The 12671-nt window shown below is 50.2% G+C and carries 5 protein-coding genes; 3 read left to right on the top strand and 2 right to left on the bottom strand.

Annotated elements, in window-relative coordinates; all coding sequences use genetic code 11:
* The gene (locus NHM04_RS02245) at positions 1-3114 is read left to right on the top strand and encodes an efflux RND transporter permease subunit (RefSeq protein WP_254265429.1); all 3114 of its coding nucleotides are present in this window, start codon (positions 1-3) and stop codon (positions 3112-3114) included.
* Positions 3115-3262: 148 nt separating this feature from the next.
* Here NHM04_RS02245 and NHM04_RS02250 read toward each other — a convergent pair whose 3' ends face one another.
* Both NHM04_RS02250 and NHM04_RS02255 read right to left on the bottom strand, forming a co-directional pair.
* Positions 3263-4258: a trace amine-associated receptor gene (locus NHM04_RS02250; RefSeq protein ID WP_254265430.1), complete on the bottom strand. Its 996-nt coding sequence runs from the start codon at positions 4256-4258 to the stop codon at positions 3263-3265.
* A gap of 494 nt (positions 4259-4752) precedes the next feature.
* Positions 4753-7920: an HD domain-containing phosphohydrolase gene (locus NHM04_RS02255; RefSeq protein WP_254265431.1), complete on the bottom strand. Its 3168-nt coding sequence runs from the start codon at positions 7918-7920 to the stop codon at positions 4753-4755.
* Between the two features lie 801 nt (positions 7921-8721).
* On the opposite strand from NHM04_RS02255, the gene NHM04_RS02260 reads away from it, so the two are divergent.
* Positions 8722-10242, top strand: coding sequence for a cellulase family glycosylhydrolase (locus NHM04_RS02260; RefSeq protein WP_254265432.1), 1521 nt, complete (start codon positions 8722-8724; stop codon positions 10240-10242).
* Positions 10243-10410: 168 nt separating this feature from the next.
* The gene (locus NHM04_RS02265) at positions 10411-12582 is read left to right on the top strand and encodes a TonB-dependent siderophore receptor (RefSeq protein WP_254265433.1); all 2172 of its coding nucleotides are present in this window, start codon (positions 10411-10413) and stop codon (positions 12580-12582) included.
* Positions 12583-12671: the final 89 nt, after the last annotated feature.

A 12671-nucleotide genomic window follows, 5' to 3' on the forward strand; every position in this document is an offset into this window, starting at 1 on the left:
ATGTTAAATACCATCGTGCACTTTAGTGTGCACAGACGTTACTGGGTGTTAAGCCTGGTACTTGCATTAGTGTTGAGTGGCTATTGGAGCTATCAACACCTGAATATCGACGCCGTACCAGACATTACCAATGTTCAAGTACAAATTAATACCGAGGCCCCCGGCTATTCACCACTGGAAGCTGAGCAGCGCATTACGTTTATTGTAGAGGCCGCGCTCTACGGTCTGCCCCAGCTGGATTACACCCGCTCGTTATCTCGCTACGGCTTGTCACAGGTAACCGTGGTGTTCAAAGAAGGCACGGATATTTACCATGCCCGAAATTTAATTGATGAGCGTTTGGCCTCAATAAAAAATCAATTGCCGCCGGGGCTTGAACCGGTTATGGGGCCTTTGGCTACTGGGCTGGGCGAAATTTTCAGCTACACCCTGACGGCATCAGCGAATGTCTATCAGGCCAATGGCGCCCCCTACGATGCGATGGCTCTGCGCGAGCTGCAAGATTGGGTGATTAAGCCCCAGCTTGCCCAGGTACCGGGAGTGGTTGAAATCAACACCATTGGCGGCTACGACAAGCAGTACCAGGTGCAACCCGATCCGCTGCTTTTGCTACAGCACAAGGTTACCCTTACTCAGCTTATTTCTGCCCTGGAGCGTAATAATGCCAATCGCGGTGCCGGCTATATTGAAAAGCATGGCCAGCAATTCTTAGTGCGCGCCGAAGGTCAGCTAAAAAACGTGGCCGATATTGAGAATATTGTTGTTGCCAATAAAGGGGGGGCACCAATACGGGTAAAAGACCTTGCCGAGGTAGTGCTTGGCAAAGAGCTTCGCACTGGCGCCGCCAGCCGCGATGGACGTGAAACGGTCATGGGGACGGCGATGATGCTAGTGGGCGAAAACTCGCGCACCATCGCCAGGCAATTAGGGGAAAAGCTCGACGAGGTGCAAGCCTCTCTCCCGGATGGTGTTCGCGTGGAAAGCGTGTACGATCGAACGACACTGGTGGATAAAACCATTGCTACGGTACAAACCAACTTACTTGAAGGTGCATTGTTAGTTGTTGTAGTGCTGTTTGTATTGCTGGGAAATATGCGCGCAGCGCTGATTACTGCGGCGGTGATACCACTGTCTATGCTGGCGACGATTAGCGGTATGGTACAAACGGGGGTATCAGCTAATCTGATGAGTCTAGGCGCCTTAGACTTTGGCCTAATTGTCGATGGCACTGTCATTATTGTAGAAAACTGCGTCCGGAGATTATCTCTGGCGCAGGGTAAGAACGCCGAAGCCTTGCCGTTAAAACAAAGGCTGGAAGTCGTCTACCAGGCAACGGTTGAAGTGATACGCCCCAGCTTATTTGGTGTGGCCATTATTACTCTGGTTTACCTGCCAATTTTTAGCCTTAGCGGAGTTGAGGGCAAAATGTTTCACCCTATGGCGGCCACCGTTGTTATGGCTTTGCTGGCCGCAATGATTATTTCCGTTACTTTGGTGCCGGCCGCAGTGGCGGTATTTTTAAAGGGCAAAGTCAGCGAAAAAGAAAGCGCGGTTATTAAAGGCGCAAAACGGGTTTACAAGCCCTTGCTTATTTGGGCGCTAAAAGGTCGCGCTGTGGTGCTGCTGTGTGCGAGTGCTTTAGTGGCAATTTGCATTTGGCTAATGACGACCTTAGGCTCCGAGTTTATCCCTCAGCTTGATGAGGGCGACATTGCTCTGCACGCCCTGCGTATTCCGGGCACGGGGTTGCAGCAGTCAGTGCAAATGCAAAAACTACTAGAGCAACGCCTGCTAGAGTTTTCAGAGGTGGCTAGGGTGTTTTCCAAAATTGGCACCCCCGAAGTCGCCACAGACCCTATGCCACCGAATGTTGCGGATACCTTTGTGATGCTAAAGCCGCGTGATCAATGGGCAGACCCGAACCGGTCCAAAGCCGAATTATTAGTGGCTATCGAAAACGCACTAATGAAATTGCCCGGTAATAATTACGAGTTTACTCAGCCGATTGAAATGCGGTTTAACGAGCTTATTTCCGGTGTCAGAGCGGATGTGAGCATAAAAATATTTGGCGACGATCTTAATGTGCTTCGCAACACCGCCCAGCGCGTTGCACAGGTGGTGACGAAAACCCCGGGCGCGGCGGATGTGCGCATTGAGCAGGTGGAAGGATTGCCTGTGTTAACTCTTAGCCCCAAGCGTGATATCTTAGCGCGCTACGGGCTGGATGTTCAGCTGCTGCAAGAGTTACTCGCCACGGCCGTTGGTGGCACTCAGGTAGGGTTAATTTATGAGGGAGACCGGCGCTTTGCTCTCACGGTTCGCCTGGCCGATGATACGCGGAGTGATTTACAGCAGCTACTCGCCCTGCCCGTCCCTTTACCGCAAGGCGGATACGTGCCGCTTAGCGAAGTAGCAGAAATACAAAGAACCCCTGCCCCGGCGCAAATTAGCCGTGAAAATGGTAAGCGCCGTATCGTGGTAACCGCCAATGTGCGTAATCGTGATTTAGGCAGTGTTGTCGCACAATTGCAGCAAGCAATACCCGATCAGGCCCAGATCCCACCCGGTTATTGGGTAGATTATGGCGGCACCTTTGAACAACTTGAATCGGCCAGCCAGCGCTTAACCTGGGTAGTACCTTTAACCTTACTGGGTATTTTGGCACTGCTGGTCATGGCGTTTGGCTCGGTAAAAGATTCGCTGATTATTTTTACCGGCATTCCGTTAGCGCTTACGGGCGGCGTACTAGCGTTGTGGTTACGCGATATGCCGTTGTCCATCTCGGCGGGTGTTGGCTTCATCGCTTTATCAGGTATCGCAGTTCTAAACGGTTTAGTCATGCTCGCCTTTATTCGTCAGTTGCGTGAAAAAGGTGAAGAGCTGTGGGACGCGGTGGTGCAAGGTGCGCTAACTCGGTTACGGCCCGTACTGATGACCGCGTTAGTTGCCAGTTTGGGTTTTGTTCCTATGGCCCTGAATACCGGTACTGGCGCCGAAGTACAGCGCCCGTTGGCGACGGTGGTGATCGGTGGCATTCTTTCGTCGACGCTGTTAACACTGGTAGTGTTGCCGGTGTTGTACCAATGGGCATACAGTGGCCGCAAACGAGTATAGCCATAAAACTGACTGTCACCACCCGGAATTCTGCCGGTGGGTGACAGGTTTCGGGACGGTCTATCTGGTCGATTTAAAAATTTCGGATAGCGAAACCCAACGTTATATTTACGAAGTGAAAACTAGCCGTAAACGAAATTTTAGTATTCTAAGGTTCTGACACTGATATTTCAGATGGCAGCCTACCAAAAAGATTTTTTTTAACATCAAACTCTAGCGATCGTTCGTTTGCGACAGGGTTGTACGAATACGTAAACACCACCATTGCTTGCCCATCAGAAAGGCTAGGAGTGTTCGTGCCGTGAAGGTATGCAGCAAACTCGCCGTATATTTTTCCGTAGTTTGCGCTAATTAAGTCTCCATCCTTATCCACTTCAGAATTCACCCTAAACGCGTAACCCAACTGAAAACGATGATAATCTCCTTCTAAGCCATGATCATAGCTATAACCCACTTCTTTTTGCCAGCGCCTTTCGTGCTTTTCTAATATATTGTGATAACCATTTTCAGGGGCAAGATAAGGGAATTTAAACTTCGATTCCTTTACGGATACACCTGAATCATATTGAACGATTCCATCGTTCTTCGAAAAAGATAGAGTGAGTGTTTTATCGTAATTGAAAACATCTTGCTTTTCCCCAGCCACCATCAGTCGCACATGGGGGGTTAAGCCCTCGCCATGGGGCGCCACCAAATCCCCTTTTGTGAAATCAAAACCATAAAGTACGCCAGACTGGGGAAGAATAATTTTGGCTTTTTTTGCGTACATGGGAACTGGATTGACTACTTTTCGAAGCTTTAAATCAACAGTTAGTGATCCGCGTTTTGTAATGGTTCGACGAGAGTAATAATAGCCTTTCTTTTCTGCGTGTATATTTACACCATACCCACCAACACCAGAAGCAGATGATTTCCCTTCTAAATCTGTAACTTCTTCAGAAAGTGTTGCTCCCCTTGATTTTTGAAAGGCGAATTGAACTCTAGCACCACTGACTGGTTGTTCTGATTGAGAGTCAACAACGGTTAGGTTAATAAAAACCAAGCTCGATGCAACCGAGCAAGATGAAATTAACAAAGAAAAGATAACAAATAACTTGCACATATCTAACCCAACATAATCGCTAAATTGCCAACATTTGGCCACACAACTAAACTTATTGAGGCAACTCTGAGCATCAGGGCCAGGCCTTACATATCACATTCTTACGCCATTGATCAAAGCCTCGTACTGCTCAATTTACTGTGGCATAGCTCACGCTAAACGCAAGATCAACCTCTGACAGCGTATAGTGGCCGCTGCGGTACGCCGGTGACATACCCTGCTTTCGGTCTTCGTAGCTATTGACGTAATGCCCTAATGGTTTCGGTGGGCGGAGCTTCTGTGGCTTTAAAATATCAAGTAAAAATTGATTCGAATTCATCTAGGCTTGCGTGTCTTCGATAAACTCGTCTGACCCAAGGTGCACCTGATTCTTAAAGCCCCCCTAGAGAGAGGGTTGATTTTTCTCCTCCTAAACGGAACGTTTAATTTCCTCTATCTTGTTAATACTGACGATTTTACTTGTTCTGTATAAGTCTCAGCTTCCACTTAAACACAGAATTCTGGTCCTCAGGGGTCTGGGGCTCAGAGTTTATACTTTAGCGAGAGGTGAGAAACTCCTGAATATTGACCTGGTCGATTTGTGACTCGGGTAAAAAACGGCGCGCGTAGTCCATATAGACGCCGCTAGTTAAAAATAACTCGAAGGTGTCGCGGTCTACATGCCCTTCTTCGACCATTTTGTGCAGAATCGTCAGTGAGACGCTAAGCGGTTTGGCTTTTTTATAGGGGCGGTCTGAGGCGGTTAGGGCTTCAAAGATATCGGCAACAATCAGGACTTTATCGGGAATGGTGAGGTCTTTCTCCGACAGGCCGCGGGGGTAGCCTTTGCCGTTCATGGCCTCGTGGTGAGTGGAGGCGTAGCGTGGCACTCTTTGCAGCTCTGGTGGAAACGGCAGGCGGTCGAGCATTCGAATCGTGCTGATAATATGCTCGTTGATTTTAAAGCGGTCTTCTTCGCTGAGTGTTCCGCGAGAGACAGCCAGGTTATGAATTTCACCCAGGTTGTAGAGGTTTTTCGGCACTTTCATGTTAATGCCGAAGCGTTCAGGGTACTCGGTTGTGCGCACGCGGGGGATAATATGTTCGGGTTTGTCGGCTAGCAAGGTCTCTTGCGCCGGTAAGCTCTGCCCTACTTCGCTGCCAATGGCACCCAGGCGCTGCTCCTCAACCGGTGATAAACCCTGGCGGTTATCAAAGTATCGCAGCCAGGGGGTGGAGCCGATTTTCTTGAGGCGCTCTATGTCGGAATCGTGCATAAACTCTCCACCCACATTGCACTGGGCAATAAACCGGAAGTCGTCTTGCAGCTGTTGCTGTTGGCGCTGTAGTGCTTGCTTTAGTTCAGGCTCTTTTTCGGGGTCGCATTTGCTCGCGCGCTCATAGTTAAGTTCGGCATCGCGCCAGAGCACTTCGAAGCGCATGCGCACTTCGTGAATGCGGTTATAAATGGTTTCCAGCTTACTGCCCTTGTCGACAATATGCTCGGGCATGGTGATTTTGCCGCAATCGTGCAGCCAGGCCGCTATTTTAAATTCGCGGTGCTCCTCTTCACTGTTAAAACGAAAATCTTTAAACGCGGGGTGATTCGAGCGGTGCGCGGCATCGGCCAGCATCAGCCCCAGCTCGGGGACGCGGGCGCAGTGCCCGCCGGTGTAGGGAGATTTTTCATCAATTGCCTCGGCAATTAACTGAATAAAGGAGTCCATTAAAGAGCGCTGTTGCGCCTCGTGCTGCTGGATGGACTCGGCCATATCCACCATGGAGTTGGAAAGCTCGTGTAATTCGTTAATACGTGAGGGGCAGTAGCTTACCTGGTCGTATTGGCGCAGCTTGACCTTCTCACTCTTGTCAAAAAGCTGGCGAATCGGACGCACCACCGGAATGGAGCTAAACCAGCAAACCGGTAATAACAGCAGTAGAAACAGCAAGGTGACGAGTAGGGATATTTTTATGCGGTTCAAGCTGCCTTGAAGAATTTCTTGCGCGGGCACTACTGCAGCAAAATAATCTGTGTTGTCTGCTTGGGGCATAAGTTTATCGACAAACATAAAATGCTTTTCACCGTTTACTCGTATCGGTAGCATTTTGCCGATCTTCTCGGGCTGCTGCAGTGTATCGAGCAGGGCTTTGTAGGGCACGATGGATAAATTTCGATCGTTTTCGCTATCGCGAAACCAGCGCCGCTCAAGCTCGGCAATGTGGGCGGCAGATACATGATCACGCGCGCGATTAATCAGTGGTACCAGAGGCTCCAGCCGCGGAGCCACAATTAAGTGCAAGCTGTCGGCTATGCTCGTGCCTGATTCAGGCAAAATACTGCCAAACTGGATACTGTCAATAAAGTGCTCGCGCGTGCTGTGGCGCAGTATGGCATCGGCGTCTATGGTGGCATGGACACGCTTTTCGCTAACGGCGGTTAACGCCTCTTTGGTGGAGTCGACCCCGACTAATTTTATCTCGGGGTATTGCTGTGCAAGTAAGCTATATAAAGACCAGCCTTGAGGGAGGGCCACGGTTTTACCGTACAGCTGGGCCATTGAGTTGACCGCTGGCGTATCCACATGAGAGGCGACGCTGTAAGGAGTGTGTAGCAAGGCCCGGGTGATATGGCCTCGCTGGCGATTTTCTTCAGTATCCTGCACAGGTTGCAGTAGGTCGATCTCACCGGTTTCAAACTTTTCTAGCAGCTCGGGCCAGGTATATCCATTAATAAACTGTATGGGCAACTCCAAGCTGGCCGCCATTAGCTCAATTAACTCTACGGCATAGCCTTTGGGCTCGCCGGCAACGGCGAAATCAATTGGCGGCCAATCGGTTTCGTTGGAAACCTGCAGTGCCCCTAAAGATTGTATATAGGCTTTTTCGCTATCGCTTAAAGGAACAGGCTCTATAGCTAGCTGTGGCTCACGCAACTGCGCTAATTGATTCGAAGCGATCACCGTACCCTGGCGATCATAGACAAAAACCTCACTCTCGCGGCCGAGGGGATTTTCCCGTAAATAGGTAGAAAACGACTGCAAGGTCACGTCAATACCCAGTACCGCATCACTGTCAGGTATTTTGATAGAGAAGGTTTTGCCCGGGTCTTGAGTGAACTGAAAAATGTAGGGAGCCGAGCGCTGCGCCTGATTTGTGGCATCGGTAAACCACATGCGCTGGCGCACATCGTAGCTGCTGGGCTCGGTGCGCTGGTGACGCTGGCGAAAGTCGTGATCGACGAACGTCAGTTGCCTGATACGCTGGCCGCCCTCTTGGTAAACCCGGTTAATCACCCAGCGGTCTTCAGCCTCGGCTTGTAACTGCTCGCGCACCCGAGGGCTGTTATTGAGGTTGATGACCTCGTAAAAGTCGCCATTGGCAAAGCCCACATAAATGCTGAAAAATATGTTGTTGCTTAGCATTACCTCGGCGAATAGATCGCGCATACTGAGGTCCTGCGCGTCTGGCTCAAGCAGTGACGGATAGCGCGATAGCAGCCGGGTGAGCTGTATGCCGCGTTTTTCCTCTTCCTCGATAAACTGGCTGGTGCTAAGAGCGGCGAGCTGGTACTTATCAACCGCGGCTTCTATGGCCATATTGCGGGTGAAATAATACTGCAGCAAGATGACCAAACCTGCTGTGAGCAACAGTGTTAGGGCCACTGTAGACACCACCAAGGTGCGCATGGATATACGAAATGGCTTTGGGGCTAGCGTTTGATTCACGGCGGATGTCCTTGTTGGCCGTTGGTTAGAGCAACTATATACCTTGTAGATATAGATGCCAAATAGCATGGGTTTATATGTGCAGATTAACCGCTCGGCGGCCTTTGAGCTTGGCGGAATTCCACCGGCTTTGTTTAGAGGGTGATGGCTTAACAGCTTGAGCAATCATTTCTGCCAGATGAACTGTTTAGAGTGGATCCTTAAGGCATACCTTTATTGAGCTAAGAAAGCTGGCACTTACCACGACATAGGCTCCGATATTTGCTTTTTCTGCACCAGCTTCTAGGGCATTTACCTATGGACCCAAAGCGCATTATTTTATTAAAAAATTAGATTCGTCCTGTAAGTTTTTACAGATAAATATTTGTGATCGTTAAAGTGATTATTATCAGTTTCGGTAACGTCGAAGGGCGCGTTACTTAGAGAATGAATTTAAATATCTATCTCACGTAAGGTGACAGAGATAAAAGTATTTTTCTTTGCAGCAGAGAATTGTTGCATTTTGTTATTAATCATAAGTCCGTTCATTTCTTTAAGTGTTTAGCCCTTTTTCTGCTGTTATTTTTTGTGATGACATTCTCGATAATGATTGCGAAAAAATCCCGCCGTCAAAGCTTAGGTCGATATACTCAATCTGCCGCTTATGGTTATTATCTCTTCTGAGAAAATTACAATAATTGCAAACGCCTCAGCTCAGAAACACCTCGGAGGATGCCATGCGTGCAGTGTTTAACCCTCAAGTAAATAGATTCTTGAGTTCTGGTGAAAGTCACAAATAATCGCAATAAGGAGACACGCCAAATGATGTTTTCAACAATGAAAAAGCTCAGCACAGTGGCGGTGTTGGGCGCGAGCCTGAGTTATATGCCCTTATCTAATGCCCAGTCGGCCGATTGTAGCTATACAGTCGTTAATGATTGGGGCGCCGGTGCAATCGCAAATATTGAAATTACCAATACCGGCCCAACGCCCATTAACGGCTGGCACGTAAACTGGGAGTATCAATCAAACACCGTTAGCAATTTGTGGAATGCTAACCTGAGTGGTTCTAACCCCTACTCCGCTTCCAATATGAGTTGGAACAGCGGTATTCAGCCTGGTCAAACCGTAAGTTTTGGTATGCAGGTCAATGCCCCTAACGGGGTCGAGACGGTTGAGGTTACCGGCGATATCTGCGGCACCGCAAGCTCATCTTCTAGCAGCAGCTCTTCGTCAAGTTCCAGCAGCTCCTCTTCCAGTTCCAGCAGTTCGTCGTCAAGCTCCAGTAGCTCGTCGTCCGGCGGTGAAGGATTAACCGCGGTAGAGTTGACCGGTGAGATGGGCGTGGGCTGGAACCTGGGTAATACCCTGGATGCCATTGGCGGTGAGACTGCCTGGGGTAACCCAGAAACGACTCAAGCGCTGATTAATTCAGTGGCGGATGCAGGCTTTAAAACCATTCGCGTGCCAGTGGCCTGGAGCAAGTTCTCGGACCCCGAGAATTTTGTGATCGAGCAAAGCTGGATGAACCGCGTAGAAGAGGTGGTTAACTACGCCTTGAACGCGGATATGTATGTGATTATGAACATTCACTGGGACGAAGGTTGGATGCAACCCACCTATGCCGAGCAGGAGTACGTGAATAATCGCCTGGCTATCATGTGGGAGCAAATTGCCACACACTTTGAGGCCTACGATGATCGCCTGCTGTTTGCCGGTACCAATGAAGTCATGGTTGAAGGCGACTATGGCACGCCGACCGAAGAGTATTACACCGTGCAAAACAGCTTTAACCAGACGTTTGTGGATACGGTGCGGGCTACCGGTGGCAATAACGCCGATCGCTATATCGTGGTACAGGGTTTTAACACCAATATTGATCACACGGTCAACTTTGCCGAGATTCCCAACGACCCTGCTAGCGACCGTTTGTTGATGGAGGTGCACTACTATGACCCCTACAACTTTACCCTTAACCAAAGCAGTAATATTACCCAGTGGGGCTCAATTGCCACTGACCCAAGCGTGACCGAGACCTGGGCCAACGAATCTTATGTGGATTATCAGTTCAGCCGCATGCAGACAAATTTCGTTAATCAGGGTATTGGCGTAATTTTGGGTGAGTACGGGGTAATCTCCCGCCAGAACGTGTCGGATCACGAGATTTACCGGAACTACTGGAACGAGTACATCACTCAATCGGCGGTTGACCACCAGTTGGTGCCTGTGTATTGGGATAACGGCTACGCCGGAAACGGCGGCTTTGCGTTGTTTGACCGCTACAGCGGCGCCGAGATTGAGCCAGAGTTGATCGACGCCATTACCAGCGCGGTCGCTGAATAACCCTCCCCCCCTTCTGCGAGCCATCGTCCGATGGCTCGCTTTCTCCTTTATATCTATTCCTGACGCAAACGTTAGGGCTCGCATTCGATATTTTTGAAAAATTGATTGCAGTTGACAATAGTTATCATTAAGATTGTCACCAAATTCCATATATCCTTGGGGGATCTTATGACCACACCTATTATGGCGCGCCGCGCCTATGGCCCTAGCTTTGCCCTACTGACACTGAGTGTCGCCATCAGCGCCGCAACTCACGCGCAAACACTGACTGATGAGGAAAAGGCAAAAGCCGATGCGGCCATCGAAGAGATGATCGTAACCAGCAGATTCACCACCAACGATCGCCTGGATACAGCGACTGGCCTTGGTTTGACCCTATACGAAACGCCGCAATCAGTGAGCGTAATGACCAGCCAACGTATTTTTGACCAAGATTTACGCACCCTGACCGATGTGGTTAACAACGCCCCAGGCGTATCGGCACGTGGTTTGGACAGCTCTCGACAGAGTTTCTCTGCGCGCGGTTTCTCTATCGACAACTACCAAATTGATGGCATCCCCATGACCTGGAGTTCGGGTGGCGATGCTGGCGAAACTCAATCAAATACCGCCCTTTACGAGCGCATTGAAGTTGTGCGTGGCGCCACCGGCTTACTAACGGGCGCGGGTAACCCATCTGCCTCTGTCAATTTGGTACGTAAACACGCCGACAGCAAGGTACTGACTGGTTCAGTGAATGCTTCCGTGGGCCGCTGGGATACCTACACGGCCACCGCTGATGTGGGTACCGCGCTTAACCGCTCGGGCAGTGTTCGTGGTCGTGTGGTCGCTAACTACGAAGAGGGAGACTCATTTCGCGATTTAGCCGGCGATGAAACCAGCGTGTTCTACGGCGTTGTCGATGCCGATGTGACCGACAACTTGCTGGTGCGTGTGGGCGCGAGCTATCAAGACAATGAACCAACGGCCTCAACCTGGGGTGGGCTGCCGGTGTGGTTTAGTGATGGCGGTCGTACCGACTGGGAGCGCTCTAAAACCATTGGTGCGGACTGGACCTCTTGGGCCTCTACCGTGCAGAACCAATTCGCCGATTTAATTTATAACTTTAACGACGATTGGCGTTTAAAGCTGAACGTTAATCGCAATGTGAATGAAGCCGATCTACTGCTGATTTACATGTCGGGCACGGTCGATCGCGACACAGGTATGGGATTGAACCCCTCCCCCTACAACGCCGAAACCGAACGCGACCAAATCAGCTATAGCGCACAGCTAAGTGGCAATTACTCGCTCTTCGGCAATGAGCACGAGCTGACCTTAGGTGCGATCAGCAGTGATCAGGACTTTATCTCTCAAACTCGCGCGCGCAGCGACGTAGCACCAATTGGCAACTTTTATGAATGGGATGGCAGCTACCCTCAACCTACCTGGGGTGAGCAGTCTGTTGCCTCAGAGGTAAACACTAAGCAAGATGGTTTTTACGGCGCCACTCGCCTATCACTGACCGATGAGTTTAAAGTGATTTTAGGTGGCCGTATTTCGAATTGGGAGCAAACCGGCCAAAACTACGGCACGCCAGTTGATTTGGGTGATGACAATGTTTTTACGCCATACGCTGGTATGGTGTATGAGCTGACCGAACAGCACTCGCTGTACGCCAGTTACACCGAGATTTTTCAGCCGCAAAGTGAGCGCGATCGCAATGGCGACTACCTGGACCCAATTGAAGGCATCAACTACGAAGTCGGTGTAAAAAGTCGTTTCTTCAACGACGCCCTGCACACAACAGTTACCCTGTTTAATGTCGTGCAGGAAAACCTGGCGCAGCCGGATGTGGGACAAACCGTTCCCGGCACTGAACCGCCTGTTCAGGCATCCTATGGCGCAGACGGCGCTGAATCCACGGGTATAGAACTGGAAATGGTAGGTGAGATAGCCGACGGCTGGGATGTAAGCTTAAGCTATACCGCGTTTGAGGCGGAAGATGCCGATGGCGAGCCCGTTAACACCAATCAGCCTGACCAGTTGATTAAGCTGTACACCACTTATCAGTTTGGTGGTGCGCTGGACAAGCTTACGGTTGCCGGCGGTGTTAACTGGCAAGGTGAAAACTACACCGATACCACAAACCCGGTTACCGGCCAAGATGAGCGTTTGGAGCAAGATGCTTACGCACTGGTGAGCTTAATGACTCGCTACGACATTACTTCACAGCTTTCTGTGCAGCTGAACGTGGATAACCTACTGGATGAAACCTACTACAGCCAGATTGGTTTCTACAACCAGCTTGAGTATGGCGAGCCGCGCAACGTCACGGCCTCGCTGAGCTACCAGTTCTAAGCGAACGTCGAGCAACCGGGCCACGGAGGGCCTGCGTTTTTACGTTTCAGCCCGGGGCAATACGCACCAGGCTGCTTTTTTGCTTGTTT

The organism is Gilvimarinus sp. DA14, from assembly GCF_024204685.1.
Lineage (GTDB): Bacteria > Pseudomonadota > Gammaproteobacteria > Pseudomonadales > Cellvibrionaceae > Gilvimarinus.